Here is a 25,743-nt window from a genome sequence, read left to right as displayed (position 1 = left end):
GGAGGCTGTGGTTGCTAAGGTTTTGTATTTGGCGCGTAGGGCAGTATAAAGTGATTAACTTTCAAGTTTGCCCTAAGTCATTGCTTTATATTTTGACTGTAATTTATTCTTTCTTTACAAGAATGAAACTCTCGCACTGTTCAAACAGCTCTAGAGTGTCCTTATATAGGTTTATTTCAAAGTCAACCCTTGGACTATGTGCGTCCTTTATTCTAGTCATTATCCATGTTGAATCACCGCTAAAAGCTGAATAGTCATATTTCCAATTAGTTTTAAACTTGAATAAAGTTTGTCCGTCAGCTAGAACAATTAATGAGTCTCCATTGGAGAAATCCCAAAGCTCTCTTTGAGGAGGGACTTCAGGTGCTTGCTCCCAAGCTCTGTTTATCTTTAACAGTTGCCATTTGTTTTTGACTGGCAATAAGTTAGCGTCTTTACTAACTTGATTACAACTATCCGGTTTCAATTCTTCAGTATGGTTCACTTTTTCCTTTCCAATGTTTTCAGAACAACTGAAAACAGCTGCAGTGAAGAAGCTAATTGATATGATTTTCCACAGGTTCATTTTATGTGCGGCAAGGGCCCTGGCTATGGTAAGCACGGGATTTTGAAACCGAACCTTTGTCCGCTGGGCTGAATGTTGTTAGTTGTAATATCATCATTTCTAGTCAGTCAGCCGGCATTTGCTATAGCCAATGTGGTAGCCCGCTTTTTTTTAGCTTAGCCCTGCGGCAATTATTGAAATCAAAATTACCGTCACGATGGAAGTTCCGATTACATTGAAAATTGAGATTTGCCACTCAATTTCAGTTCTTTTAGTCCAAATGTAAAAGCCTATTCCAGTGCAAATTAAGGCTAGTATTACTCCGCCCCATTCAAAGAAAAATGGTAGGGAATAGGAGAGGGCTAGCAAAAGAACCGTTCCGGTCCAAATTCCTCCTTTTATTGTTTTTTTATATGCTTCAAGGTCCAAAAGAGAAAGGGTCGAAACAATGATAAATGGTGAAAAAAGAAGTCCTGCAAACAGAATGTAGAATGGCATCATGCCCCCTACTTTAAAAGCCCAAATTGAAATTATGGTCATCGATACAATGATTCCGATAATTTGATAGTAGCTTAAATATCTGTTTGTCATTTCTTAATGTACTACTGCGGTTTGCATGGGGATTGTGGCGGTTTAGCCGTGCTGTTTTTTAAAAGTTGAGTTTTTCCATGCTTCTAGCATTATTTCTTTGTCTTCGTCATTGTTGTAGTTCAAGTTTACACCAAAGTCAAAGCCATTAATTAGTCTGCTGTACATAGTTTGTTTCATTATTACTTCACCCTTTGGGCTGTAAATGGTAAAACTAAACCTTTGGAATTCTAAACCATCGATTTCTTCAGTAGTAGTAGCGGATGAGTCTGCTCTCATACCTTGATTCAAATATGTTGTATAAATAACCTCTTTTAGAGCGGCATTATTTTCTTCCCACTCACCATCATATTCAAGTTCAAATGGCTCGGAAGAAGACTGAAATATGTTGAATTGATTTTTTTGAAACCCAATTAGGTTTTTCAGTCCGCTTAAATCTATTTCATTCTCTAGAGTTTCTTCCAGGGCATTTAATCCTCTCTCATTATTGGCTTGAGTTTGTTCTTGATTGATTACCGTCCAACCGTCTGGTATTTTTATTGTCCAACCAATTTCTTCACTTGTATAGGTATTATCTTTTACAGTGCCTTCATCAATCTGTTTGTTTGGGTCCGGTTGTCCGCACGAAATGAAGGTCAATGTTGTCAGAATTGAAACTAATGTCAAAAGTTTGTTCATGTCTTGGTTTTTTGTGCCACAAAGGTTTGAATAAGAGCAGGGCGGCTTCTTCCGCGATTTGGTAAAAAAACGAAAGGTCTGTCAGTCCATCCTAAAGCCAATAGCGAAGCAGGATTAAAACCGAATTTATTTTTCGGTTGTTTCAAAGAAAGGTACCGGACATAATTCGGTTATAGTATTGAGTATCCCTTATTTTCCAGTCTCCATTCCTTTTGATTTTGATTTTTCGGCGTATAGAAATTACCTTTCTACTGAAGCAACCATGATTTTTTCCATGGCCTTCCAGGTGTTCACATGATAGTGGTATTGAAATAATATAGCTCACCGATATTTCGTAGCGTGACTTTGATTTTTGAAGAAAAGAAATCTGAAATGGAAAACACTTTGTTGAATCGCTATAATAATGTTCATGCAGAGATGCTCCATTAAAAGTTAAATCAAGTTCTAAGTCAGCTGTATAGTTGGCTGCTCCATATGGGATCGAATAAGTAGGCTTGTCGATACATTTATGATCAGGCTCATTAAGCACGGTGTATTTGAAGGTTGAATCTGAAAGGCAGCCTTGTATCATTTGTTGCAATAGTTCTTGATCCTGACCAAATGAGTTTAGGCTAAAGAAGATCATCAAAATGAATAGTGGTTTCATGGTGTCTTTTAAATTGGCAACAAGGGTTTGGCTATGAGGCGTGGCGCGGAGCGACATGATTTATAGTCGTTGTTAGCCACAGTTTTTTTCTTTTAGTTTCTCAATCAATTCTGAAGTTTGATAAACCGAATTATCCATATGCCATAGTGATTCAATTACTTTCGGATATTCATCAATAAACTCAAGGTTGGGTATTTCATTTAAACCGAAAGTCTCAATAATTTCAAGGAATGCTTGTAGGTTGTCACCCCAACATTGAAGGTACTTTGGTCCTTTAACGAAAATCTCGACTAGTCTATTCTCGTCATGATAAATAAGTCCCCATTCCATGAACCCATCTTGGACCAGTTCTCTTTTAAACGGCTCTATTTCAGTCAATATTGAATGTTTTTCCCTGTAGTTCCCATAAAAAAGATGGTCACTGTCATAACCAAAGATTAAGGAAAGGTTTTCGGGAAACAAGGAAGCAAGATTCGAAACCAAATTCCAAAGACGAGAGTTGTTGACGTTAATTTCTGCATAGAAATCGAAAAGAGGCGAATCACTTGTTTTAAGATTTTTAGAGAGTGAATATCCCTCAACAATGTTCGCGGTAGTGTATTTTTTAAGGCGTTCACGAACAGACTTATCAGGCGGAGTTTCATCTTCTCTTGGGATCCGAACTGTAGGTGGTAGTTCTAGCATTTTTTAATTGTGGTCAACGGTGAGTACATGCAAAGTAGGCGATTGATGACTTCATTTTATCAAAGCGAAACAATTTTAAAGCGCTCAAGAAGTCTTGAATTTACTACTTTATCGCTTATTTGATTTTCCATTGTGGCATTAGTCATTATTCTTCAATCAACTTTTTCCAAAATTCTGAGTCAATAATTTCTTTTTTCAGTCCGTCAATTGAGTCATCATCTAACCAATATGGAAAGAGCTTTATCTTTTTATTCCGTATTGTGATAGAATAGGAACCTTCCTTTTCGTTTTTCTCTAATGTTTCAAGAGCAGTACTAAGTTCTTGCTGTATTTTTTCTTTGTCAAAATGGTCAGTAATTATTTCGATGGAGCGCTTTACAACTGATTCATAGTTTGAGCTTCTCTTGGAGTCCAGTGCTTCAGGAACAATCGTAAGAAGTGCTTCTTCATATTTTTCAAGCTTCTCTAAGCAATCGCTTACGTAAATGGTCAGTTGATTTTTGTTTGTTCTTAAGTCAGTTCCTGATTCATTATAGTAAGGGTACTTTTCTAAGGATTGTCGATAGTACTCAAGTGCCTTCTCATAATTTTCTCGATTGTACTCAATTGTGGCAATATTGAAAGTAGAGTAGTGCTTGTAATTAGCATAAGGTTCCAAAATTCCCCTTCCACCAACTCTATTGTCATCTTTCAAATTTGAAGCTCTTATTTTCTCATACCAGGTAATTGCTAAAGTGAGACTGTCAGCTTGATGATATGAATATGCTGTGTTATAAAAGCACTGGTCATGGTATTTAAACCTTTTATGGTTCTCTGCAATTTCCTGAAAGTCCGTCGCAGCATCATAATAATTTCCGCTCTCATAGTTGGAAATGGCTTTCTGGAAAAGCTTTTCCGCCTTCTTTTGTCCTTGTGCTGCAAAAGCGAAAAGGATTATTAGTAGGGTTATCGAGTGTTTCATATTAATTACCGCCAAAGGCTCGGGTATGAATAGGGCATTTCGGAGCCACGTATTTGCCCACTGAGATAATGCTTGCTCTTTGCTGCAAACTTGCATTAAGCACAGTCCGACCTATTTTTTATACCCAAGGTTGAACCCAGTTTTTTTTCTTTCAATCTTTTCAATGCAGTGTTCCTAGCTTTGAACTCATACTTCTCTTTGTCTGGGGTCAAATTTTCTAAAAGGGGAATTGCCTTAGGATCCCCAAACCTACCGAGCGCTTCAATAACATCTCCTCTCACTTCTTGATCGGACAGATTTTTAACCAGAATATCGAATGCCTCCTCTGTTCTGATTCTCGAGAGAACTCCAAAAAGCTTTGCTCTGCCAATTCCAAGTGACTTGTCACGACAGAGGTTCATAATTTCTGAGTAGGTGTTCTTATTGTCAATCGTGTATAAAGCATTTCCTACAGCCCATAGATTATGTTTTGAAAGTCCATTTCTACGTTGGATGATTTTCAATAAGTAAGGCGCAGCTTTCTTGTTTTTCTTTTCTGTCAAGGCACGCACTACCATTTCTAAGTTGCTACCTGACAATTTATATAGGTATTCAATCAAAATATCTTCATAAGGATGAGACGATGTTTTTGTATTAACCAGAGTATCAATAGGCTTTCCTTTCTGTTCCATGAAAACATGATCCGGAACACCAGCCTCACTAAGTTCTCTGTTTAAATTTTCGTACTCGTTCATTTTTAAATGGTAGCCAAGGTCTTGGCTATGCGTAGTGTCCCTTAGGGCATTGCGAATAGGTTTTGTTGTAGGTATGGAGTTTTTTAATCAGCATCATTTTCTTCTTCTCCATCGTAATAAATGTCAAATACGACTTCAAGGTTTCTGTCACTTAGCATTCGCATTAGCTCGGGTTTAAGACTAAAGCCTCTATTCCAATTCTCCATGTAACCTGCAACGTCAATCCAAGCATGGTATTTAGAAGTTAATTTTTTCCATGTTTCTAAATCAGAGGTCAGTGAGTTTAACAAGTCCTCTAATTTCTGATTCAATTCAGTATTATCTCTTTTTGAAGTTAAATACCATTTACCCCAATCTGTAATTCTTGTCTTATTTGAGTTACCAATAGGGTGTCTTTCATTAGGATTCCAAGATTTTGTTGGTTCTACGCCAATTAATCTAGTAATCTCGTGCCTGTCCAAGTCCTCAGAATAAAAGTTCACCCCAACGCTAAATGCTTCAAAGGTTCCACCGATTTCTGCAATGTGTTCAGTCTCGTCAAGATTAACAGGCTCTCTTATTATTTCGTCCCCATTTTCGTCAAACCATCTAGTTGAACTCATATAGATTCTATTTTATTCTCTTAGCCATAACGCTCTGGCTAAACGGCGTTTTAATGCAGTTTAGGTTTTGTTATATGCTTTTTTTTATTTGTTGTTTTACATTTTTCAAGGCTTGTTGGGTCGAGTACTTCTGATAGGGTCTCGAAAAAATCGGTCCTAAAGCTCGGGTCAAAATATTTCCTGGGGCTGAATAAGTCAGGATTTTGAAAATGGTCTTTTCATCTGTCTGTTCTAATGTGAAAGTCGAAATTCCTTTTTCAACGTGACCATCTAATGTCTCGTAGCTAAAACCTTTTTTTGTCGGTTCCTCAATGATTTCATTTATTCTAACTCCAAAAACGACTTTTTGCGAGAAAGTCTTTGTCGGTGGAATGAAAACTTGTTGAACTATTATGTCTCCTGCTTTCATTTCTCGGTTATTCAATTTCCATTCTGTCAAATGGGTCATGATATTGTCAGGAAAGATTTTGTAGTCAAATAGAACCTTAAAGTCAACCTTGTCCGTTGTGATGTCAATTGTCGAAACCTTTTCTGTCAACCGATTTTTATCGTAGCCCATGACAGACTTTTTTCTAAAGCTCTTGAGATGTTTTTCAAAGTTCTTTTTTTGGTCTGTCAGAAATATTTTCATTTTAATTAACGCCAAGGGTTTGGGTATGGCTTGTGGCAGTTTAAGTCCATTTCTCTTATGCTGCCCAAGGTTTAGTATATGGCAAATTGGGCTGTAGAAAGCGATAAACATTCAATTTTAAACTGAGCCAAATCAACGATTTGGCGCAATTGGTAAATAGCACTGAACTTCCCTAAACCACTGCTTGCCCTAATTGCTTTATACCTTGTGAGCTACGGTTATTTTCTAGTTTATGATAAATGCTACTTGAGTCAATTTTTCGTCTTTAAAAGCAACTGCACAATTTATTTTCGCTTCTCTGTCCTTAGATGCACACATTATCGGAATAGGGCAAATGAACTCAATTGATTTTATTGCAGCTATTGATTCACTCTTAGTTTCTTTTTCAATTTCTGAATCGCCAAGGTTTAAGGTGCCTGTGAATGTTTTCTCTGGAAATTTTTCGTCTCCATCCCAATTGAAATTTATGCCAAGTCCTTTTACTATACCATCTTTAGTGAAAAACACAATTCCAATTTCTTCATAAAAGTAGCTTGTCTCACCGTTTGGGTAGTCCACTTTTTTACTTGGTTCTCCTAGGTTCGCTATCAATTCCTTAAGCTTGGTCTGACCATCAAGAGGCGTGTCATTTATAAAAAGCTCCGCAGATGCAGTATAACGAATCTTAGTGTCAGACTGTGCCATCACAAAATTTGATGTTAATGCGATCAAAGCAATTAATCCTAAAAGTCTAGTTTTTACGGTTTTCATTTCTAATAAATTTAATTGTTGCTAAGGGTTTGTATAAGGTATGGTAATTTACAAGTACCTAAGTATCGGCCGAGTTCGAAGTTATCGAAAGAGTGTGAACTAAGCGGAAGCTGTGATCTAAGCTATTTCTTAGATTTTGTTGCCAGCAGTCTTTTTATTTTATTTCAAATGATTTACCTATCGTTTCAAAAAGCATTTCAAGTTCTTGGAAATCTTGTGAGTCCGATTCTGCTGTAATTATGTAGATTTTACCATTTATGTAATAGGCAAATACAGATGATTTAAAATGCATGTCACCAAATGATGAAGTGAATACAAAATTTTCACCTTTTAAGGAGCCGTTTTTGAATTCATTTTGACTTATAAGTTCAAAGTTTTCAAAATAGTCTTTTGCATTATTAATAGTCTGTTTAACAAAGTCTTTAAGTTGATCATGTTTAGTCTCTTCGATTACAATGTCGATATGAGCTAAAATAGAAGTGTCATTATTTTCTGCAACTTGTTGAAAGCCTACCGCGTCAAGTTTTAAGGAATCTGGTGGTATCGATATAGCCCAGCTTTTTGGCTTGTCAATGGTGAAGCCATATTTTTCTGAATGATAGATTTCTAATTCGGTTGAATTTTGTTGAGAACAAGCTTGTAATCCCAGAAAAAGAAATAGGATTATTAAGGGCATCTGTTGTTTCATTTTAAAATTGCGGGCAATGTGTTTTAATAAATCCAGGGTGTCTTCTTTTGTGGCCTTGTGAAGAAAAGGAATGTTTCTCTGTCTATCTCGGCCAAGCCTAGCAGTGCAATTAAAACTGCCTGGTGTTTATTTGTTGTTGGGTACAGTATTTTTTATTCGATTTTCGTGATCAGAAGATTCGTTTCTTTCTTGTTGTGGTAGTAGTACGATAGATTCAATTCTATTTCTTCTTTTTTCCAAAGGTTCTTTTTGACCTTCCAGGTGTAGCTTATCTGATCATACTGGTCGTAGTCTGGATCGCTAGAGACAGTTCCGACGAGTGCTATATAAACTAGTTTTGAGTCTATGTCCAAGATTAAGCTATCAATAGGTTCAGCGGAAATTTTTCTTGTTTTTCCAGTCAATTCCTTGAGAGGGCTTTCAATTACAGATTTCGGAATTACTGACCGGAAAGTGTCAAGCGAGGTCAGAACAGTTATTGAATAATGAGAGGAACAGAGAGCAATCGAGTCGATTCTCAGGATTTCACATTCTCCCAAATTGATGTTTTTTTGTGCAGAAACGGTAAAGCTGAAAATAAGACTGATTAGAAGAGCTGTTATTTCTTTCATATTGTGTCAAAGGGTTTAACTAGGCATGGTTTCCGGAAGGGCATGCACTATACCCTTTGTTGCCACACGATTTTTATTTTTCTTTCGTCAATATTTTGTCTATAAAAGCCTTTTCTTTTTCGGTCAGTTTTATGTCTTCCATTTTCAAATTCGGATCGGGCATATACCAAGCAAATTGAGAAAAGTACTCCTTAAGGTCAGGACTATTGAAGTCGTATCCGTATTGAGCATAAATCGTATTTCTTAGAAGTCTAAGTTCATCTTTTGAGTAATCAGCTTCTAAAGTCATGTTACCAATAGAAACAATTTTCCCTGTTCTAATTTTATCATAGTCAACTGGGTAACTTGTAAAAGAGTATCTGCTTACTATACCAAATTCAATATTCTTAGTTGGACTGAAGTCTTTTACGCTTATTTGAAGCTGACCTTCAAGAGTTCTGACCATTCTGCAAGAGTCATTGTCGATATAGTCGAACTTTTCATTTGTTAGTTTTCCTGTTCCAACAATTGACCAATTTGCTGTCTGACCGAAAATGTCGTTTACATAGAAATATTGGTTTCTTCCCATGTCAATATTAACAGTCAAGTCTTTGATTTTTCCGCCTGCCCATTTTGAGCCTGTTGTCAAAATGTAATTGTAGAATTGGTCAAATGAAACGTTGTTGCTTGCTGGAAAGCTATAACTGTGGTTTATCTGATTTAGGCCTGGCTTAAAAGTAATTTCAAAAAGGAAGACAAAAACTCCTGGCTCAAATTGGGAGAAATTGAAATCCCTAGGGTCTTTCAATTCACAATCTTCACATTTGGCAGCTTTCAGTCTGTAAGGAAGAATCTGCCCGTCTTGGATAATTGTGAAGTTGCTTATTTGATTTGCCTTACTTAGAGAGTCCGAAACGTCACCTGCCGCTGTTGGAGCTTGAAAGCCAATTAATAGTTTTCTGTCCGTATTCTCAGGATTATTGAACTGGAATTGAATGTCAACGTAAGCAAGTCTGTCTTTGACTGAGAATGAAAGGATTTCCTTTTCCAAAGAGATTTTTGTCTCTTGAGTCGGATAAATTACACTTCCACGAGTCAGGTAAACACCATCGTTTCCAAAGGCGGAGAAAGTCAAAATTAGAATCAATATAGTCGGAAGTGTCGTTTTCATTTTAATGTGTGGCAACGACCAGCTAAAATGAGTATGCGCCACCATTCCTAATTGCAGATGGGTTTTCTGTTAGCAATGTCCTTTCAGTCAGCTCTGTTCGCATATTCATTTTTAGCGTTTGTTGTGAGTCGTTTAGATTTTATTTTGTTAACAGTCAATACAATTAGGGTTACAAATATCCCTATTATACCAAGGTCAAAAGCCAAGTCTGCCAGATTGAATACGCCTATTCTCAGAAGTTCGTAACTACCATCGATGTTAATAAAGTCAACAATCCTATATGGGTAATAGAAATGACTTAATAAGTTGCCTAATCCTGCAGAAATTACCATCCAGAAAAATAATTTCAGTTGAGAATTATTGATGAAAGTCAGTATTGTTAAGTAAATGGATATTCCTGCAATTTTAGAAACTAGAGATGCTGTCCAAGTACTTACTTCGATATTTAGGCTAGGTTTGATCAGCTCAAGTATTATACTAGTCAAAATGTATATGCCAATGATTATAAGCCATTTGAATAGCTTTTTGATATTCTGTTTCTTGATCATGAAAACGAAACCTATCAGAATAAATGCTGCTATTGCGTTAAGTACTAAAGTTTGGTTTTTATTAAATTCTTGTTCCAATAAATAACCAGCTTGACCACCAGTTGCTTCCTCATTGAAAGTCAAATAGAAGCTTATTTTATCACCAATTAAAAAGATTTTCTGCTGGAAAGGCAGAGTGTTAAGGGCTAATAGTTTGGTTGCCAAGTCGACAACAACTATTACGAGCATTAGTGTTATAAATCTTCTTTCAAGTTTCATCTTATGACTCACAACGGTTTGGCTAAAGCTAGTGCGGCTTTCCGCAAGTTCCTAAAGAACTGAGACCGTCATCGTCAACCGTGTCTGCGTCTGCCGAAGACGAAAAGGCCGCATGAGCTTTAGGTTTTGTTGGGGTACCTTTTTATTTTTTAATTTTTATCTCGTAACTCATTCGAGAGTATCCATATTCTTCTTCAGCTAAATCCAATATCAGTTCTTCTTCAAAATTCTCGGTTTCACGATAATATCTTGAGGTTTCCAGGATAGCTTGTCGTACTTCGGTCTGATTTAGAAGGTCATAAGGGTTTAAACTATCCATTACGGCAATTATCGTTTCCCTGTCATGCTTGGCTAGTGTGAAAATTGTCGCTGCGTAGAACTCAATGATTTTATTCTTGTCGGTGATAATTGAAAGGGCAGGTAAGGTTACCTGGTCGTCAAACTTGAAATATGGCTGGTCACGGTTCTCGAAATATTCTATGCCAGTTGTGTCGGGGTAGCCGTTTCTGGAATTCATATGATCCCATTTCCAGTCGATACGTGACTTTGTTTCGGTTACAGTCGAGTTCAAAAACAATCTAAGGTTTTCAAAGTCGTAGTTGATTTTAATTCGGTCGGAATGAATTGTTGTGCTTACTTCATTATCATTTTGACAATTGGTCGATGTTGTCAAAAGCCCGACAAAAGAATTAGTGCAAGGTGAATTGTCTTCATTTTAATTGCTACCAATGGTTCTGAATAAACGCAGGACGGCTTCGTCCGTGGTATTGTAAAGAAACGAAAGGTGTCTCTGTCAACCGGAAAGTCCCAGCCGGAGCGGGATTAAAGTCGACTCGAGTTTATTTGTTGTTAGTGCCAGTTTTTATTTTTTTCAATTTACTCAAATTTGAACCCCTTATGGTTGTGCAGGTCAATCCTGTTGTCTCGTTCAGTTCTTTGTCATCAGGATTATATGGTTCAATTATTACAGTTACCTGTTGTCCTTTGGTTAAATGGTTAACCTGGTCATTGTCGGGAAGAATAATTTGAAAAATTGAATCTGTAATTGAGGATTTAATCTTAAGAATTCCCAATATGTATCCGAGATGATGAATATGGTATCCTTTGCATAGTTCAACAATTTCTCCTGTTAAAGTTGTGTCTTTAAGAGGCGTAGTAAATTTAGAATCTGGAATCATATTTCGTATGTCTCTAGTTTCTATATTTTTTAAGTCTACGATCAATTCAAGAGTGTCGTTTTGAGCCGAAAGCAAAGTCGTTAAGAATAGTGATATGATTGTGAGAATTGTCTTCATTTCAAATTGGCACTAATGGTTTGACTGTTAGCAGGCGGGCTTTAGAAGCAATTCCCTGTCAGCCGGCCGAAAGTTATTTAATGGTTTAATCGTTTCATTTTTCACTGTCGCCCCGTTTGCTTATAGTTTTTGTTGGCAGCAGTAATTTTTTTCTTTACATAAAGTCCAGTTAGGAATATTAAGGTCCATGTTAAAAGTCCACAGTAGTATAGTGATATCGAAGTCCTTAAAAGTCCAATCCACGATATTATTTCAATAAACGATTCAACATCTCCAGAATAGTCCGTGCAATTCCCTGTTAGGTAATAGCATATTAGATTGCCGAGACCTAAAGCCACGAAATTAAAATAGTGTAAAAGAATCGTCAAGAAGAAGGACATCATTAAAAGACTGCTCACCCTGATTTTTCTGTTTGAGGTAAATGTCCGTTTCCAAAGTATATAGCTTAAAGGAAAGGTTACGATTGGCGCGGATATGAAAAATGGAATGTGTTCAGAAGCGATTGAAATTGTGTAGCCAAAAATTCCAAGGATAAAGGATAGGATTGTCGTTAATGTCGCAAATAGAACATTTTCGTTCGATATGTTTATTGCTTTATATATGCTCCTTTTCAAGAGTCAGGTTTTATAATGTAGCTAAGGTTCCGGCTAAAAGGCGTTGCTGTCCCGCAGGGCAGCTATGATTTTTTAGCCTTTATTAGCCTACGTTTATTTATTAATAATATCACTAGTATAATGCCAGCAATAAGAAGATACCATGCATATTGATTTGAATTATCTAGTTCAATATTTTCTGTTTCGGATTCAATTTCATTTTCGGAAGGTTTTTGATATTCAGGATGTCGTTCTAACCAGTCTTTGTTGATTGTTTCAAATTTATTAGTAACAACTCCATTCGAAATGATGAAATGGAAAGCTACTTTGTCACACGGCAACATTATACATCTGGTGTTCAATGTGTCATTTACCCAGCTAGCAAAAACACCAATAGAAGTAATCGAGTTTTTAAATAATTTTTCAATGGCTAGTGGGTTTTCTTCATTTCTCTTTAATTCACAAGGAGGGACAAGGTTTATAAGAAAGAGGGAATCATTAATTAGAGTCCAAGTACCTATATAACCTCTCCAGCACCCGCTTGATATACACATTGAAAAACTTCCATCTGCATTTTTCTTTTGCCCTCTTGTCAATAGTGTTGTATCCTGATTGATTTTAATATTTAATGGATATTCTTCAATCATTATAGTATCAGTGCCAATAACTAAATACTCTGATGTCTGAATAGTTCCATAGGCATTCGAAACCATAAAACCAATCAGCAATAATATTAGGACTTTACTTCTCTCTTTCATCTCAATGTAGGCGAACGGTTTGCATAAATCTACCTGCGGTTTAGCTTCGCTGATTTTCCATTCGAAGTTATTCTGCCTGCCTGTCCGGAGTGAAATGTAGGCTGGTCTACCGAAACCAAGGCTGGCTACGTAGCGAAAACCCTGCTTGTCGGCAGGCAAGCTTGCTGGCAGCCGTTCACCCGCCATAAGCTATATGCTGTGTTAGCTTGGTTTTTTTATTTTTCATCAATTTTATAAGCCCAAATAATGTCTTTGTCCGCTGGTTGAGTGTGGTAAACAGTCGGATATACATTTTCTGTTTTCAAGCTGTCCCACAAAAACGTGAATCTCGATTCATCAATTGGGTCAATTGTCCAATCAATTCCTTTTCTGTAGCTATTTTTTAATTCGTTCGTTTCAACTAAAGCGGCTCGAGTTAAATATTCATCTTCTTTAACGAGCTTTCCGTCCTTATACAGCTTCAGAAAACCATCACAAGTTGTTCCACCGCAATCACCCAGCGGTGTCACCCATATTCCATTTTTGTTTTGTTTTAGAACCGATTCATCATCAATCATTTCCAAAGTTTCGTCAACATAGTTCACGTTGACAAATAACCAATCTCCTTCGTCAAAATTATTTCCCTGTAATATTTTGTCCGAGTCAGTACAGCTCGTTAACAATACAGTCAATATTATTATTTGTAGAATTTTCGTCATTTTCAAATGCAAGCTAACGGTTTGCATATGGCTTGTGGCGGTTTCGAAGCACTTTCCTGTCCACCGAAACCTAAGCTGGCTACGGAGTAAAAACCCTGCTGGTAGCCGTTCACCCGCTATAAGCTATATGCGTTGTTAGGTGGCGTTTTTTATTTTATTCAATTTGTATTTTTCCATTTATTTCATTCGAATAAACAGCACTATCATCGAGTTCATATTTTACCCTAAACTTAGCTTTGGACGTTCCAAAATTCTGTCTTAGTGCCGTAATCGCAATTTGATTAGGTGGAAGAAAGAACTCTGTTAGTCCGGTACCACAGTCGTAAATAAAAGGTCTCTCAATTTCTGTCCATTGTCCAAGAGAATCTAAAATCTCTGTTGTCATCGGCAAAATATCTCCTAATCCTATACTTAAAGTGTCAGTGCTATTATTTTCAATAATAACTGGGTAAGATTTTTTCCCCACACGATATTCAGGTTTTTTATAGTATTCCCAAATACTCATTGAAAAACCAATTGTTTTAGTTGTGTCGATATAAATTCCTAAATCTTTCGGGTTCGGTCTTCTATATTTATCCCAATCAGGTGTACGGTTTTCAATTTTGGCAGGCTTGTATGTCAACTTTATTGAGTCTCTTAATTCTCCAATATACGTTGGTGAAAATTGAGCTTCGAAATGATTCGATATTGTGTCAAGTAAAAGTTCATTGTCAAAGTGGTCATAAAGAATAAGGTCAGAATATGGCAATTCCTTTTCTTCAGACTGTTCATTCACTCGCTCTACTTTCTTTTCTTCTCGATTTTGGCAAGAATTCAATGCTAATAGGGTTAATATGATTGACACGATTTGTTTCATTTTAAATGTGTGCCTAGGGTTGGACTAAACTGCGTTTTAATGCCGTTTAGGTTTTGTTGGGTGTTCATTTTTTATTTTCAACTTTCTATATTCTTTGGCAAAACCCAAGGTGTCAGTCACGATTTCGTCCCAAAAGAAATAATTGTCTTTGTCCTTGGCGTAAGCAACTCTACCATCAACTTCTATCTTAACGGCTTCAAAAGTTTCTAAATCTGCTTTTTCTATAATTCCGTGCCGAGTATCGTAAACATGGTTTTTGTCTTTGCCATAGATTGAACTGTCTAATACAAGGAATGTCGCCCTGTCGGCAATCTCAAGTTCATTTAGAAGCCTACCATCACTGGTGTTGTACCAGGCGAATACTGTTCTATCATCAATTAACCATTCACCATAGTCATTTGCGGTTTCAATATTCAAATTGTTTGGGACAGGATGGTACACTTTTCCTATGTCCACAGCGAAAGTTTCATATACCAGTGAGCTGTCAATGGTGTTTCTGTAGATGTTCAACTTTACGTGTTCAAGTTTCTTCACTTTATCAGCGCACGATAGAATACACGTAAGTAGAACAAAATATGTTATTAGGTTTCTCATTTTAATGACGCGCAACGGTTTGGCTTTGCGCAGTGTCCCGATGGGCATAGCGTATTGGTGTTGTTGTGAGCAGTTTTTCATTTCATTATATACTCATATTCTAGTCTAAACTCCCCGTTATTTCCAATACTTGTCTCAGTTTTCATAAGTCCGTTGGGATAATATTCAACTTTTGGGATATAGTCAGGAAGTCCTCCAGTAATAATATATTTAAACTCCTTTCTACCCCAGTTCGTTACAGTTGTGTCACTTCCCTTTATGTCAATAGTTCTTCTCACAGAATTATCGTCATAATACTCGATACGTTTTTCCCAACTAATTTTATTCTTTCGGTAAACTTGATTGAGTACTGGAAGTCCATAGCTATTCAGTACTTTAACTTCAATCAAAGTCCTACTCCTTTTTAGTTTTCCACTTCTTTTAAATTCTCTCTTAAAGGTGAGAACTGTGTCCACCTCATTTTCTACAAGGACTGAAACTTCATTGTTCTGACCTGATAACAGAATTGGAAATAGAATTAATAGAGTTATGATGATATTCTGTTTCATTTAATTGCTCAACGGCTCGGCTAAAAAGCGTTGCTGTCCCGTAGGGCAGCTATGATTTTTTAGCCATTGTTAGCTTTAGTTTTTTATATAGGTAAATGTTCAGAAATATACTTGTTATGAAGAGGAGGTATTTCAGTATTCTGGATATCCAAAATTTGTAATTTATCGACTGAATAGTAGTAACTAGTCCATTATTCGGTTCTCCTGCTTTGGCTTCAAATAATACCTTTTTAGGGTAATGCAATCTATCATAATTCCCTTGACCTTGTTGACCGCTTGGGTTATCCCCCATAGTCCAAATGTTTCCAGCGGTATCAACTGCTAAAGACTGAAAACAACCTCCACCAATTGCACAGATGCCAACAGGTAATTTAAGTTTGATAGGAGTAGATGTACTCAAAGTGTCTCCTGTTCCAAGCATGCCGAAATGGTTTTTGCCCCATCCCCAAGTCTCACCATTCGAGTCTATAGCCAAAGTGTGCCAGCTACCACAAGCAATTTCTTTAATCTGTGGTAAACCATTTACTTTTTTTATAGATTGAAAAAATGAGCCTGTAGATTCTCGGTTCTGAGTAGATGGGTCTGATCCCCATATGAAAACTTCGCATTATCATTTAGGGCTACCGAATGATGCCAACCTGTTGCAATTGAGGTAATATTTGAAAGGGATTTAATTTTTTCAGCATAAGGCTGAATTTTATTTTTTGTGTGTCCCAATGAAGCATAAGTGTTCCCTCCCCAGGAATAGACTTCTCCTTTACTATTTAGCGCTAGGGTGTGATAACCAACACTTGCGATTTGAATAATTTCGGTTAAAACGTTCTGGTCATTTGTAATAACTTGAGTCGGGTACTGGCTATGCTCTCTCGTTCCGTTTCCTAATTCACCGTAATAATTATGACCCCAAGTCCAAACAGTTCCGTCTCGTTTTAGAGAAACAGTATGCCAATGACCACCCTCTACAGCAATAAAATCAGAATGGCCTGAAAGTTTTTGAGGTGTATTGTAGTCATACAGAATAGACGTTCCTAATTGTCCATAGTTGTTTCTTCCCCAAGCCCAAATGTATCCAGATGAATCTATTGCCAGAGAATGATCATAACCACGTGATATTCTCATTGCTTTTGGAAGTCGACTTACTTCTATTGGAACACTAGTGTTTATGAAAGTACTGTCACCAATTTGACCAAAGTTATTTCTACCAATTGTATAAACAATTCCATTTGAATCTAAAATTATTGCATGTCCATTTCCTCCATCAACTTGTTGTGATTTTGCGCTGATAGAAGCGATTAAGAATGTTACTGTCAGGAAGTACTTCATTTTTCTAAATTAAAGCTAACGTTTAGTATATGGCAAGTAGGGCAGTAGAAGCGATGAACTTTCGAGTTTGCACTGAGCCAAAGCGTTGTATTTTGTTTTTAATTTATTCATTCTTAAAAGCCAAATCAACGATTTGGCGGGGTTTGTAAATAGTACTGAACTTTCTAAAACCACCGAACGCCCTATTTGCTATATACAGTGTTAGCAAAAGGTTTTCTTATCTTCATCATGGCATTGGTTCAAATCGTAAATACCATTTTCCGTTTTGTTGATAGAATTCTACCTGATTTTTTAAATGTCTTTGATAGTTCAGTATGTATTTCTGAAAATTCTCAAATTTCTTTTCCTCTTCTGAATCATTGAATTCGAAACTATAAATCAGTATTACTGTTTTGTATAATTCGTCCGACACTTCTTCAAATTCATACCCTTTAATCTTAAGTTTTTCAAACCTTTCAGACTTATTGTGATAAACTCCATTTTTCCTATCCGTATACCCAAGCATTAAAGTGTCCCAAATTCCATTTTGTGTTTGAGCAGGGCCAATATATTTGAATCCATCATTTTCAATTTCTTCTATAAGTTGAGTTTTTTCGTCATTTCTTGGATCGTCACTTGAGCCACAAGAAGAGATAAACGAAACAATGAAAAACGCAATGATGAATTTATATACTTTCATTGTTTTAATTTTTGTTAACGGTTTGCATATGGCTTGTGGCGGATTCGAAGCACTTTCCTGTCCACATAAACCAAAGCTGGCTACGGAGCGCGAAAACCCTGCTTGTCGGCGGCAAGCTTGCTGGCAACCGTTAACCCGCCATAAGCTATATGCTTTGTTGGTCACAGTATTTTTTCTTTAATTTTTCAAAGAGTTCATTTTTGTCAACTTCTATGTCGTTAATGTCAAGTCCAACTTTTATTCCTTTAAACTCAATGTAATAGTCCATACACATGAAACAGTCAATTTCTTGGATATGAGCCAGAGCTAATACTAGTTCATTAATTACTTCGTCTTTTCCATATTTCTCTATCGCAATTCGGAAGAATTGGTCTTCTGTCGGAAAATGGTATCGTTCAAAATTGTATAGTGCTGGTTCGAGGCAGGTCATCGCACTATCGAGCATTCCAAGGTTTTCGTAGCAATGTGAGAATTTCAAAAGCTTATCTTGTTTGTATTCCCATAATCCATTTCCGTCCGAGTAAATATTCTCTCTTACTCGCTCGTTGTGGGATCCACGATATTTAATTGCTTTCTCAAAATATTTCCTAGCAGTGGAGTTGTCGCCTTTTTTAATATACGCAATTGCAGTTTCATAATTGTCTCTGAAACCAACTTCGTCAATTGTGAATGGATTAAAGAATAGGATTTCGTCCGAACCTGATTTAATAGTCGTGTATCTAGCAAAGTACAGTATTCCAAGAACTGCGAATGTCAATACGACTAATATTATTTTGAAAACGGTCTTCATTTTATATTGCTGCCAACGGTTTGGATATGGCTTGTGGCGGTTTTGAAGCACTTTCCTGTCCACCGAAACCTAAGCTGGCTATGGAGCGAAAACCCTGCTTGTCGGCAGGTAAGCTTGCTGGCAGCTGTTCACCCGCCATAAGCTATATGCGTTGTTGTGTGGCGTTTTTATTTTAATTCGTCTCTTTTCTTATCAATATTTTGTTCTCTAAATACCAAGATTTACCATTGTTACCTGTTCCAAAAAAGAAGTCAGGATGTCCGTGGTAGTTTAGATTACTATTCAATAATTCTTCTTGTATATCGTTTGGAAGCCAATCAAAATTGAATTGCTCTTTCTTGAAATTTGGAGCGTCATATTCAGCATTTCTGTCAAACTCATAGAATTTCTCCATTGTGACTGTATCAAAGTACAAAAGGGCTTCTAGTGTGTAGTCAGATGGTCCGGGAACTGAAATTCGCTCGTTTTGACCTGAATTGTTAATATAGATATACTTGAATTTTACAGAAGTAGGTCTATAAGCCGAAAGGTCAAGTAATTTTTCAAGTTTGTTAATGTCTGTTGAAATAGTTTCAGTAACGTTTTTGGACTTAACTACTTCTTCATTTTCTGCAGCTTTTTCAGATTTTTTGTCAGTCGATTGATTACACGCTGAAAAAATTAAAGCCGTCAGTAAAAATGTCAATATGTATTTTAAGTTCTTCATTTTTTAATGCCACACAACGGTTTGACTATGAGCAGGCGGGCTTTAGAAGCACTTTCCTGTCAACCGAGCCTAAAGTTAGTTAATAGTTTATCGTTTCGTTTTTCACTGTCGCCCCGCTTGCTTATAGTTTTTGTTAGGCACTGGCATTTTATTTCTTTCCACCAAAAAGTCTTGATAGAAAACCTTGTTTCACTCGTTTCTCAACAATCCAAACCGGTTCGTCAGTCGGTCTTGTAATTTTTGTGTTCGGACCTGATTTTCCCCAAGGAAACCCTGTTTTTATTGGTTTATCAGTCAAGTCTGCTACTAAAAACAATTCAGGCAATTCAACTTGTTCGTTTTCAGAGTCATAGTCCTTTTCATTTTTTTTCATTATCCCGACTTTTTCGCTCCAAATGTCCATTACGGTCTTTTCGTGAATAATGTCTAAGTTGGATTGATTTCCTTTTTGTCCGAATTCGTCAACGTGTTTTATGAATTCCGATAAATTTTCAGAGTGTTTCACTAATACAGCAGGATCGTGACAGACATAGTAAACTGAATTCCAGTTTCCTTTTGAGTCAATATCCAAAATCCAAAAATTTCCAAATCCATCTCCTGCGAGTTGGATTGAGTTTGGGAACATTTCTTCAAATCCGAAATGACCAAATGCATCAAAACGGACTTCTTCAAGTCCATAGAATTCAAAACCTTTACTGAATCTCAGTAATTTTTCGATTTCGTTCGGTAAAAAATTATTAGGAAGTTGATTTTTTAGGTTTTCTATTTCGCTGTCCGTCATACCGTCCAACAATTCAACCCTATACAACTCTCCGTCTTCCGATTCGTATTCATTTGAGAGGATTGATTCTAATTGTTGTTTTGGTGTCATTTCTGTTCCTGTTGTTTTAGCTTGTGCCTAACGGTTTGAATATGGCTTGTGGCTGTTTCGAAGAATTTTCCTGTCCACCGAAACCTGAGCTGGCTATGGAGCGAAAACCCTGCTTGTCGGCAGGCAGGCTTGCTGGCAGCTGTTCACCCGCCATAAGCTATATGCTTTGTTACCACCAGTTATTTTTTTCTTTTTTCTCTTCGATTAAGTATTGTTCATCTGATTCAATATCTCGCTTGAAACTTAATCTGTTAATTCCGCCTACATTTTTGGAAAACCGTAAAGTAGAATGATAGTCTTGAACTTCGAAATCATCGGTTAATCTAATTTCAATGACATAGCTATGAAATGTTCCGAGGCTGTCATCTGTAATTTTATATTGTCCAAATGGCCCGTCTTCAATTCTATAAGATCCAGGTAATGGTCGGATAGATACTTCCTTTTTGCCAAGATGAATGTTAATGTTCGAATTTTTGTGTTGTGGATTATAATCTCTAAAAGGTTGAATGTTTAAAGTGTCACACAGAAAGAAGTAGTTCTGTACGACTGCTGAGTTATTCTCCTTTAAGAATTTATTGATGTTACGAATGATAAGACTGTCTTTCCGAGCTTCTTTTTCGCTTGAAGTAAGTTCAATGTTGGTGATTTCGAATTCAAGTGAATTTCCTTTATCATCTTCAACAGTAACATTCTGTTTACAAGAAGTGAGTACAAGAAAACAGAATATGGAAATGATAATTTGAAATTTGAACTTCATTCTTTTTTAATTGGTGGTAACGGTCTGTGTATGGACAGTAGGGCAGATTGGAAGCGTTTTACTTTCGGTTTACCGCTAAGCCAAAACAAACGTTTTTACTTTTAATTTTCTTTTTGTTAAACGTCAAAACTTTGTTTTGGCGTTGCCTGCTAAAAGAACAGGACTTTCAATTTATTCCAAATTGCCCTATTGGCTATACATCTTGTTAGCACACGTTTTTTATTTTACCAGAACTTCCACCAAGGTTTCTTAATGCCTCTCAGATGTTGGTCGATAAAATCTTTTGTAGTCTTTTGACTTTGAACCCCTTTAAGAATTGTCCAAGTGATATTATCCCAATCAGACTGAATTTCAAGTCCAAAATTTTGAGAATATCTTTCTAGACTATCAAAGTCAAATAGATATGATATCTCATCGTCATATTCTTGCTTTTCACCAGGCTCTTCTTCTTCAAAATCATAGGGAGCTCCAAAATTTATTGGTTCAATATCGTCTCCATAGCAAACTTCAATTTCTCTTTTCTTTTCACCATTTAGAAATTGAGAAAAGTAGTAATAATCTACTGTATTCTGTCCGATTGTGACAATGACAATGCAATTGAGTTCTTCTGAAATTCGTTGAGCCCAACTTTCAATTTTACTGTCAGAATTATAAAGCACTGTAATCCAGTTTTTCTGTATTTCAGAGAATAGGATATAATTAGGGTTGGCTTTTTCATCCATTAAAAACGAATCATGAAAATCTGCAGGTATATTTCCATTAGATGACTCTGTGATTCCTGAAAGTTCTTTTAAAATATTAGTTGTTTTTTCAGAATTTGAAGAGTTAATATAAAATCTTGTCCATGTTGCCATTCTTGTTCTTTTATGTGTGCTAACGTTCGGCCTATACCTTGTAAGGACTAGCGAAGCCGTTAGGTATGCCTTTGGATTTATAGATCAGTTAAATATCGTAATTTCTACCGGGAATGAAAGTAGCCTTATAAGGTATAGGTGTTGTTAGCGAGCGGCTTAATCTTTCCACACCTATTTTTATTATAAAACCAGGAAATCACCTAAAGTCCTGATATTATTGAGCGCTCAAAGTCTTGCTTTAAGGTAAGGACTAGGCTCCGCCCATTTTTTAACCAGAAGGTTCTCCGCAAACCCTCAGCTTCCAGATTTTATTCTTTTAACGACGCTGATTTGTTTTCCACCAAGACAACGGTGAAATGAGCACGCAAGGTTTGCGGTGCTGTGGGCGCTGCGCGCTAACGGTTTGGCTATGCGCAGTGTCCCGAAGGGCATTGCGTATAGGTTTTGTTGTAGAGCGTTTTTTCATTTTTCTAAAAGCTGTATGAATACATAGCTAACGATCCAATTACATAGCTAATGATATTTACAATTAATGTTGTCAGAAGAATTTGGGGCTTCTTATAATCTTTTTTCAACATTAAGTAATTCACTAATCCTTCAATGAGTAAGGTTAATACAAAAGCAATTGCATAAAAAATTGCTAACCATTTGAATCCTTTCGTTCCACTTACTTCATTGTCACTTACCCAAGGAAACCAAACCACTAACCACCATCCACCATTTAGAATCATCGAAGTTACAATACCGAATATTCCGCTAATCAGATTAGAGAAAATTGCAGTCTTGAATGCTTTTCCATCGTACCATTTTTTAGTCAAAAGGTAGCTTAGTCCAAGGCATTCAATTAGAATTATCGTAATCATAAATAACCATCCTTGTGGAAGGAAGGCGTAAATGCCAAAGGATACATTTAGTATTATCATCTCGTTTCTTTAAATGCTCTACAACGGTTTGGCTATGAGCAGTAGTGTCCCGCAGGGCGCTATTGCTTATAGGTTTTGTTAGCTGCTGTTTTTATTTCTTATTAAATCTAATACTTTCTTATTCGCTTGTCTTGAAGAAATCTTGTTTTCAAGGACTTCAGAATTAATTCTTAGTAATGCTCCTGAAATCTGATTGCTTGAGTCAAATGCAAACTGTAAATCGGATTCAGCTTCCTTATGTCTTTTTAGTCTCATTAAGACTCGTCCCCTTGTTAGCTTATATCCTGCATTTTCTGGATTCAATTGAATTGCTTTATTAAAATACTTGACTGCTTTCTTGTGCTTCTTAAATCTCTTGAAACAAAGGCCTGTATTGTATTGCACTTTATCGTTTTCGGGAAATTTGTCGACTATTCGTTTGTGTAGTCGTAGTGCTTTCCTATGGTTCTGAGTTCTTAAATAACTATAGGCAAGGTTTGCGGTAATCTCATTCTTTTTGTAGTCGTCTTTTAAGGCTTTCTTATAATCTGGAATCGCTCTGGAGTGCAATTCTCGTAATGCATAACAAGTTCCCCTTAAGTAGTATGTTACTCCTAATTTGTTGTCAAAGGATATTGCCTTATCGCACTCATCTCGGGCTTTGTCAATATCCCATAAACTGAAATACAAAACCGCCTTAACGAAATGAAACGCGAATGCAGTCGAAGTTTCTTCTCTTTGGGTTTCAGGAATACTATCTAAATAAACAATTGTCTTTTCAGCATCAATTTCTTTAAAGTCAATAGCCAACTCAATCAACTTGCCTATTTGAAAGCCGTCAAAGTTTGAATTAAATGTCGCTATGTGCTCTTTGGCTTTTTCTAACTCTCTCTGGTTCCAATAGTCTAAGGTTCTTTCAAGTAGTTGTCTCAGGTAATCAGGGTAATGCTCCTTAAGTGGATTAAGGAATGGAGAGTCCTTCAAAAAGTCTCTTAGGTTTAGTCGTTTGAATAGTCCTTCGTCCATTTCTTTCTAATAGCAGCTAACGTTCGGCCTATACCTTGTAAGGACTTGCGAAGCCGGTAGGTATGTCGTTGGATTTGTAATCTGTTAAATATCGTTATTTCTACCGGGTAAGATAGAAGCCTTATAGGGTATAGGTGTTGTTAGCGAGCGGCTTAATCTTTCTTGGAATTATTATTTATAAAACCAGGAAACACACAAAGTCCTGATATTCTTGAGCACTCAGAGTTTTGCTTTAAGGTAAGGCGTGGGCTCCGCCCACTTTTTAACCAGAAGGTTCTCCGCAAACTCTCTGCTTTTCAGATTTTTTTCTTTTAATGACACCGATTTGTTATCCACCAAGACTACGGTATAGTGAGCACGCCAAGTTTGCGGCGCTGCGCGCTAACGGCTCGGCTAAAGCTAGTGCCGGTTTGGAACCCAAATTAAAGTCGACCGAGACGGATTTTAGTTAGAATTTGTAATTTACTGTTTACCCGTCAACCGCATTAGCTTTAGCCTTTGTTGGGCAACGTTTTTATTTCTTTTTCATATTCATATTTCAAGTCTACAATCAATTCACCTTGGTCGTTGTAGATTTTTCCATAATCGATAAGTCCATTGTCCAAATAGTGGTATCTAATTCTATGAGTTCCTTTGAATACGATACCACATGGATAGTATAAGTCGGTTAAGGTCTGTTCGATAACTTGACCTATTTCGTTTCGAATGGTTGGATAGTTTTTCAGGTCAACTTCTTTTTCCTTGTCTAAGGTGTCTTCCTTAATCACCATTCCATTTTTGTAAGATCGATAGATCACATATTTAAGGTTATCATTGAACCCATACTCATAATGTGTCGAGGAAAAAATCGTGTCTGAATCACAACAGTGATTCTTGCTGTATTTAGCTTTTATTCTACCGTCTGGGTAATATTCCCATGTCGAATAGGGATTGATGATTGCCGGAGCAAGTTTAGTAATAAGTCCTAGAGAATTAAATTCGTAATTGACCTCCATGCAACTACTCCCAATACAATTCTTTACAGTCAAGGATTTTATGTTGTTCCGAGAAAGTGTACTGTCTTCATTTACCAGATGATATCCAAAATGTAGTTCTTGTCCAAAACCAGGTTCACCAGTCAGGAAAAAGGTTAATGTCAGTATGATGGAGATGTATTTCATTCAAATGTTGCCCAACGTTGAGTATAATAAGCGTAGCCTGCCGATAGGCGGCTATGATTTGTTATACAGTGTTGTACCTAGTTTTTTTTTTTCAAATATTCCCAATGTCAGTATCACAATTACTATACTTTGCAAAAAGAATATTCCAATTCCATACGATATTGATTCGAAAAGTCCAGCGTTTCCATTTTCCTTTTGATAGCCTCTATGGAAGCTTGTTGTAATAATTACAAAACGTTCAAAATACATTCCGCTTTTTATAACGAACGCAACCAATAGGACATACCAAAATCTTGACGCTAATTTTTTAATGAATAAAGTCAGAGGTAAAATTAGAGCCGACAAAAGCATTATCCAATAAGCCCAAGCATAAGATCCAGTTGCTCGATTAATAAAGACGTGTTCATCTGGATTCATAACCATTCCAATCAGATAGAAAGTAAATGTTACTATGGTATAAATAATGATTGTCCTACGAATTAAATTCAGGACTTTTTTCGTTTCAAATCGGTTTTGGAAAATCAGTTCGATAAGCATTAATATCAGAATTATTGGAATCAGACTATGAATCAGATTCGCGTCAACTACTTCAATAATCCTTTTAAATAATTCCATTTTATGTCTTTCTTAGGGCGCTCGTCAAATTGGGTGCAACGGTTTTCATATGGCTTGTGGCGGTTTCGAAGCACTTTGCTGTCCACCGAAACCAAACTTGGTTACGGAATGAAAACTTTGCTGGCAGCCGTTTACCCGCCATAAGCTATATGCTGTGTTGTAAGCCGTTTTTTTTATTCACTTTTGGTTCCAAAATCTTGATATTTCCTGTAGTTGCTTTTTACTACTTCGTATCCTGTGTATCTAAAAACTCTTGCTTTGTCAGGGTTTTCAAAAGATTGATAATTTTTCGGAAATCCTTTTTCATTGTAGAATTGTCCTTCGAATTTAATTACGTCATTACTGTAGCCGAGCGTGTCAGGCAATACCAATGATTTGTTAGCAGGTTCAATGAAAATACTTCGATTGGCTAATGTGTCTCCTAAATTGTCAGCATACTTGTTAAGGTCTTCTTTTGTCGCCCAATTAGCACAGTCGCAAGCCCAGGCTATATAGGTCAATTCCAAAGTTTGAGTTTTGTCGTCAAGCCCGCCCTTATTGTCTGAGCAACTTATTATTGAAAGTCCAAGAATTGTTATTGTCAGAATTCTTTTCATCTGGTTTTTTCAAATGGCTTACGGTTTGGCTATGCGCAGTGTCCCGAAG

General features: G+C 36.6%; 34 protein-coding genes. All 34 read right to left on the bottom strand.

Annotation, left to right across the window (positions count from 1 at the left end; translation table 11 throughout):
- Window positions 1-103 precede the first annotated feature (103 nt).
- Window positions 104-601: a hypothetical protein gene (locus tag H4K34_RS04640; protein WP_210759655.1), complete on the bottom strand. Its 498-nt coding sequence runs from the start codon at window positions 599-601 to the stop codon at window positions 104-106.
- Window positions 602-715: 114 nt separating this feature from the next.
- Complete coding sequence (locus H4K34_RS04635; RefSeq protein WP_210759654.1) at window positions 716-1,135, bottom strand: hypothetical protein; 420 nt, start codon at window positions 1,133-1,135, stop codon at window positions 716-718.
- A gap of 42 nt (window positions 1,136-1,177) precedes the next feature.
- On the bottom strand, window positions 1,178-1,810 hold the full coding sequence (locus tag H4K34_RS04630) for a hypothetical protein (protein ID WP_210759653.1): 633 nt from the start codon (window positions 1,808-1,810) through the stop codon (window positions 1,178-1,180).
- Between the two features lie 142 nt (window positions 1,811-1,952).
- Window positions 1,953-2,513, bottom strand: a complete 561-nt coding sequence (locus tag H4K34_RS04625; RefSeq protein ID WP_210759652.1) for a hypothetical protein — start codon at window positions 2,511-2,513, stop codon at window positions 1,953-1,955.
- Window positions 2,514-2,528: 15 nt separating this feature from the next.
- Complete coding sequence (locus H4K34_RS04620) at window positions 2,529-3,140, bottom strand: hypothetical protein (RefSeq protein WP_210759651.1); 612 nt, start codon at window positions 3,138-3,140, stop codon at window positions 2,529-2,531.
- A 145-nt stretch (window positions 3,141-3,285) separates the two neighbouring features.
- Window positions 3,286-4,101 (bottom strand): tetratricopeptide repeat protein, encoded by an 816-nt coding sequence (locus H4K34_RS04615; protein ID WP_210759650.1) that lies wholly within the window; start codon window positions 4,099-4,101, stop codon window positions 3,286-3,288.
- Window positions 4,102-4,196: 95 nt separating this feature from the next.
- On the bottom strand, window positions 4,197-4,835 hold the full coding sequence (locus tag H4K34_RS04610; protein WP_210759649.1) for a HEAT repeat domain-containing protein: 639 nt from the start codon (window positions 4,833-4,835) through the stop codon (window positions 4,197-4,199).
- A gap of 83 nt (window positions 4,836-4,918) precedes the next feature.
- Window positions 4,919-5,437, bottom strand: coding sequence for a DUF4279 domain-containing protein (locus H4K34_RS04605; protein WP_210759648.1), 519 nt, complete (start codon window positions 5,435-5,437; stop codon window positions 4,919-4,921).
- Between the two features lie 70 nt (window positions 5,438-5,507).
- Window positions 5,508-6,179: a DUF1990 family protein gene (locus H4K34_RS04600; RefSeq protein WP_246452201.1), complete on the bottom strand. Its 672-nt coding sequence runs from the start codon at window positions 6,177-6,179 to the stop codon at window positions 5,508-5,510.
- 114 nt (window positions 6,180-6,293) lie between these two features.
- Window positions 6,294-6,818: a DUF7738 domain-containing protein gene (locus H4K34_RS04595; RefSeq protein ID WP_210759647.1), complete on the bottom strand. Its 525-nt coding sequence runs from the start codon at window positions 6,816-6,818 to the stop codon at window positions 6,294-6,296.
- A 154-nt stretch (window positions 6,819-6,972) separates the two neighbouring features.
- Window positions 6,973-7,494, bottom strand: a complete 522-nt coding sequence (locus H4K34_RS04590) for a PsbP-related protein (RefSeq protein ID WP_210759646.1) — start codon at window positions 7,492-7,494, stop codon at window positions 6,973-6,975.
- A gap of 164 nt (window positions 7,495-7,658) precedes the next feature.
- Window positions 7,659-8,117: a hypothetical protein gene (locus H4K34_RS04585; RefSeq protein ID WP_210759645.1), complete on the bottom strand. Its 459-nt coding sequence runs from the start codon at window positions 8,115-8,117 to the stop codon at window positions 7,659-7,661.
- Between the two features lie 73 nt (window positions 8,118-8,190).
- The gene (locus H4K34_RS04580) at window positions 8,191-9,267 is read right to left on the bottom strand and encodes a YARHG domain-containing protein (RefSeq protein WP_210759644.1); all 1,077 of its coding nucleotides are present in this window, start codon (window positions 9,265-9,267) and stop codon (window positions 8,191-8,193) included.
- Window positions 9,268-9,350: 83 nt separating this feature from the next.
- Complete coding sequence (locus H4K34_RS04575; RefSeq protein ID WP_210759643.1) at window positions 9,351-10,073, bottom strand: signal peptidase II; 723 nt, start codon at window positions 10,071-10,073, stop codon at window positions 9,351-9,353.
- 142 nt (window positions 10,074-10,215) lie between these two features.
- On the bottom strand, window positions 10,216-10,590 hold the full coding sequence (locus tag H4K34_RS04570; protein ID WP_210759642.1) for a hypothetical protein: 375 nt from the start codon (window positions 10,588-10,590) through the stop codon (window positions 10,216-10,218).
- Window positions 10,591-10,912: 322 nt separating this feature from the next.
- Window positions 10,913-11,368 carry a hypothetical protein gene (locus H4K34_RS04565; protein ID WP_210759641.1) on the bottom strand — a complete coding sequence of 152 codons (456 nt, stop codon included), beginning with the start codon at window positions 11,366-11,368 and terminating at the stop codon, window positions 10,913-10,915.
- Window positions 11,369-12,044: 676 nt separating this feature from the next.
- Complete coding sequence (locus H4K34_RS04560; protein ID WP_210759640.1) at window positions 12,045-12,905, bottom strand: hypothetical protein; 861 nt, start codon at window positions 12,903-12,905, stop codon at window positions 12,045-12,047.
- A gap of 29 nt (window positions 12,906-12,934) precedes the next feature.
- Window positions 12,935-13,390, bottom strand: a complete 456-nt coding sequence (locus H4K34_RS04555) for a hypothetical protein (RefSeq protein WP_210759639.1) — start codon at window positions 13,388-13,390, stop codon at window positions 12,935-12,937.
- 181 nt (window positions 13,391-13,571) lie between these two features.
- Window positions 13,572-14,273, bottom strand: a complete 702-nt coding sequence (locus H4K34_RS04550; protein WP_210759638.1) for a hypothetical protein — start codon at window positions 14,271-14,273, stop codon at window positions 13,572-13,574.
- A gap of 36 nt (window positions 14,274-14,309) precedes the next feature.
- Window positions 14,310-14,807, bottom strand: coding sequence for a DKNYY domain-containing protein (locus H4K34_RS04545; protein WP_210759637.1), 498 nt, complete (start codon window positions 14,805-14,807; stop codon window positions 14,310-14,312).
- Between the two features lie 137 nt (window positions 14,808-14,944).
- Complete coding sequence (locus tag H4K34_RS04540) at window positions 14,945-15,415, bottom strand: hypothetical protein (RefSeq protein ID WP_210759636.1); 471 nt, start codon at window positions 15,413-15,415, stop codon at window positions 14,945-14,947.
- A 49-nt stretch (window positions 15,416-15,464) separates the two neighbouring features.
- Complete coding sequence (locus H4K34_RS04535) at window positions 15,465-15,914, bottom strand: RCC1 domain-containing protein (protein WP_281384744.1); 450 nt, start codon at window positions 15,912-15,914, stop codon at window positions 15,465-15,467.
- Between the two features lie 32 nt (window positions 15,915-15,946).
- The gene (locus H4K34_RS04530; RefSeq protein ID WP_210759634.1) at window positions 15,947-16,738 is read right to left on the bottom strand and encodes an RCC1 domain-containing protein; all 792 of its coding nucleotides are present in this window, start codon (window positions 16,736-16,738) and stop codon (window positions 15,947-15,949) included.
- A gap of 226 nt (window positions 16,739-16,964) precedes the next feature.
- A complete protein-coding gene (locus H4K34_RS04525) occupies window positions 16,965-17,582 on the bottom strand; it encodes a hypothetical protein (protein WP_210759633.1) in 618 nt (205 codons plus the stop codon).
- Entirely contained in the window at window positions 17,563-18,174 is a 612-nt protein-coding gene (locus H4K34_RS04520) for a hypothetical protein (RefSeq protein ID WP_210759632.1), read from the bottom strand. Before H4K34_RS04520 ends, H4K34_RS04525 begins: the two co-directional genes overlap by 20 nt.
- A 205-nt stretch (window positions 18,175-18,379) precedes the next feature.
- The gene (locus H4K34_RS04515) at window positions 18,380-18,913 is read right to left on the bottom strand and encodes a hypothetical protein (protein ID WP_210759631.1); all 534 of its coding nucleotides are present in this window, start codon (window positions 18,911-18,913) and stop codon (window positions 18,380-18,382) included.
- A 148-nt stretch (window positions 18,914-19,061) separates the two neighbouring features.
- Window positions 19,062-19,784 (bottom strand): SMI1/KNR4 family protein, encoded by a 723-nt coding sequence (locus tag H4K34_RS04510; protein WP_210759630.1) that lies wholly within the window; start codon window positions 19,782-19,784, stop codon window positions 19,062-19,064.
- 169 nt (window positions 19,785-19,953) lie between these two features.
- Window positions 19,954-20,541: a hypothetical protein gene (locus H4K34_RS04505; protein WP_210759629.1), complete on the bottom strand. Its 588-nt coding sequence runs from the start codon at window positions 20,539-20,541 to the stop codon at window positions 19,954-19,956.
- 224 nt (window positions 20,542-20,765) lie between these two features.
- Entirely contained in the window at window positions 20,766-21,395 is a 630-nt protein-coding gene (locus H4K34_RS04500; protein ID WP_210759628.1) for a hypothetical protein, read from the bottom strand.
- A 470-nt stretch (window positions 21,396-21,865) separates the two neighbouring features.
- On the bottom strand, window positions 21,866-22,318 hold the full coding sequence (locus H4K34_RS04495) for a hypothetical protein (protein WP_210759627.1): 453 nt from the start codon (window positions 22,316-22,318) through the stop codon (window positions 21,866-21,868).
- A 78-nt stretch (window positions 22,319-22,396) separates the two neighbouring features.
- Window positions 22,397-23,323, bottom strand: a complete 927-nt coding sequence (locus H4K34_RS04490) for a tetratricopeptide repeat protein (protein ID WP_210759626.1) — start codon at window positions 23,321-23,323, stop codon at window positions 22,397-22,399.
- A 491-nt stretch (window positions 23,324-23,814) separates the two neighbouring features.
- Window positions 23,815-24,483, bottom strand: coding sequence for a hypothetical protein (locus tag H4K34_RS04485; protein ID WP_210759625.1), 669 nt, complete (start codon window positions 24,481-24,483; stop codon window positions 23,815-23,817).
- Between the two features lie 51 nt (window positions 24,484-24,534).
- Window positions 24,535-25,098 (bottom strand): hypothetical protein, encoded by a 564-nt coding sequence (locus tag H4K34_RS04480; protein WP_210759624.1) that lies wholly within the window; start codon window positions 25,096-25,098, stop codon window positions 24,535-24,537.
- Between the two features lie 173 nt (window positions 25,099-25,271).
- Window positions 25,272-25,694, bottom strand: coding sequence for a hypothetical protein (locus H4K34_RS04475; RefSeq protein ID WP_210759623.1), 423 nt, complete (start codon window positions 25,692-25,694; stop codon window positions 25,272-25,274).
- Between the last annotated feature and the right edge of the window lie 49 nt (window positions 25,695-25,743).

Source organism: Croceimicrobium hydrocarbonivorans (genome assembly GCF_014524565.1).
Classification (GTDB): domain Bacteria; phylum Bacteroidota; class Bacteroidia; order Flavobacteriales; family Schleiferiaceae; genus Croceimicrobium; species Croceimicrobium hydrocarbonivorans.
This window is presented reverse-complemented; position numbering and strand designations above follow the sequence as displayed.

What these genes read in the sequence shown, in the direction of transcription:
- H4K34_RS04595 (WP_210759647.1), bottom strand. Translation starts at nt 6,818, where the DNA reads ATGAAAACCGTAAAAACTAGACTTTTAGGATTAATTGCTTTGATCGCA.
- H4K34_RS04510 (WP_210759630.1), bottom strand. Translation starts at nt 19,784, where the DNA reads ATGACACCAAAACAACAATTAGAATCAATCCTCTCAAATGAATACGAA.
- H4K34_RS04620 (WP_210759651.1), bottom strand. Translation starts at nt 3,140, where the DNA reads ATGCTAGAACTACCACCTACAGTTCGGATCCCAAGAGAAGATGAAACT.
- H4K34_RS04490 (WP_210759626.1), bottom strand. Translation starts at nt 23,323, where the DNA reads ATGGACGAAGGACTATTCAAACGACTAAACCTAAGAGACTTTTTGAAG.
- H4K34_RS04505 (WP_210759629.1), bottom strand. Translation starts at nt 20,541, where the DNA reads ATGAAGTTCAAATTTCAAATTATCATTTCCATATTCTGTTTTCTTGTA.
- H4K34_RS04485 (WP_210759625.1), bottom strand. Translation starts at nt 24,483, where the DNA reads ATGAAATACATCTCCATCATACTGACATTAACCTTTTTCCTGACTGGT.
- H4K34_RS04565 (WP_210759641.1), bottom strand. Translation starts at nt 11,368, where the DNA reads ATGAAGACAATTCTCACAATCATATCACTATTCTTAACGACTTTGCTT.
- H4K34_RS04610 (WP_210759649.1), bottom strand. Translation starts at nt 4,835, where the DNA reads ATGAACGAGTACGAAAATTTAAACAGAGAACTTAGTGAGGCTGGTGTT.
- H4K34_RS04615 (WP_210759650.1), bottom strand. Translation starts at nt 4,101, where the DNA reads ATGAAACACTCGATAACCCTACTAATAATCCTTTTCGCTTTTGCAGCA.
- H4K34_RS04560 (WP_210759640.1), bottom strand. Translation starts at nt 12,905, where the DNA reads ATGGCGGGTGAACGGCTGCCAGCAAGCTTGCCTGCCGACAAGCAGGGT.
- H4K34_RS04600 (WP_246452201.1), bottom strand. Translation starts at nt 6,179, where the DNA reads ATGTTTATCGCTTTCTACAGCCCAATTTGCCATATACTAAACCTTGGG.
- H4K34_RS04580 (WP_210759644.1), bottom strand. Translation starts at nt 9,267, where the DNA reads ATGAAAACGACACTTCCGACTATATTGATTCTAATTTTGACTTTCTCC.
- H4K34_RS04635 (WP_210759654.1), bottom strand. Translation starts at nt 1,135, where the DNA reads ATGACAAACAGATATTTAAGCTACTATCAAATTATCGGAATCATTGTA.
- H4K34_RS04500 (WP_210759628.1), bottom strand. Translation starts at nt 21,395, where the DNA reads ATGGCAACATGGACAAGATTTTATATTAACTCTTCAAATTCTGAAAAA.
- H4K34_RS04585 (WP_210759645.1), bottom strand. Translation starts at nt 8,117, where the DNA reads ATGAAAGAAATAACAGCTCTTCTAATCAGTCTTATTTTCAGCTTTACC.
- H4K34_RS04530 (WP_210759634.1), bottom strand. Translation starts at nt 16,738, where the DNA reads ATGAAGTACTTCCTGACAGTAACATTCTTAATCGCTTCTATCAGCGCA.
- H4K34_RS04495 (WP_210759627.1), bottom strand. Translation starts at nt 22,318, where the DNA reads ATGATAATACTAAATGTATCCTTTGGCATTTACGCCTTCCTTCCACAA.
- H4K34_RS04550 (WP_210759638.1), bottom strand. Translation starts at nt 14,273, where the DNA reads ATGAAACAAATCGTGTCAATCATATTAACCCTATTAGCATTGAATTCT.
- H4K34_RS04590 (WP_210759646.1), bottom strand. Translation starts at nt 7,494, where the DNA reads ATGCCCTTAATAATCCTATTTCTTTTTCTGGGATTACAAGCTTGTTCT.
- H4K34_RS04625 (WP_210759652.1), bottom strand. Translation starts at nt 2,513, where the DNA reads ATGTCGCTCCGCGCCACGCCTCATAGCCAAACCCTTGTTGCCAATTTA.
- H4K34_RS04575 (WP_210759643.1), bottom strand. Translation starts at nt 10,073, where the DNA reads ATGAAACTTGAAAGAAGATTTATAACACTAATGCTCGTAATAGTTGTT.
- H4K34_RS04570 (WP_210759642.1), bottom strand. Translation starts at nt 10,590, where the DNA reads ATGAATTCCAGAAACGGCTACCCCGACACAACTGGCATAGAATATTTC.
- H4K34_RS04515 (WP_210759631.1), bottom strand. Translation starts at nt 18,913, where the DNA reads ATGAAGAACTTAAAATACATATTGACATTTTTACTGACGGCTTTAATT.
- H4K34_RS04480 (WP_210759624.1), bottom strand. Translation starts at nt 25,098, where the DNA reads ATGGAATTATTTAAAAGGATTATTGAAGTAGTTGACGCGAATCTGATT.
- H4K34_RS04605 (WP_210759648.1), bottom strand. Translation starts at nt 5,437, where the DNA reads ATGAGTTCAACTAGATGGTTTGACGAAAATGGGGACGAAATAATAAGA.
- H4K34_RS04630 (WP_210759653.1), bottom strand. Translation starts at nt 1,810, where the DNA reads ATGAACAAACTTTTGACATTAGTTTCAATTCTGACAACATTGACCTTC.
- H4K34_RS04475 (WP_210759623.1), bottom strand. Translation starts at nt 25,694, where the DNA reads ATGAAAAGAATTCTGACAATAACAATTCTTGGACTTTCAATAATAAGT.
- H4K34_RS04540 (WP_210759636.1), bottom strand. Translation starts at nt 15,415, where the DNA reads ATGAAACAGAATATCATCATAACTCTATTAATTCTATTTCCAATTCTG.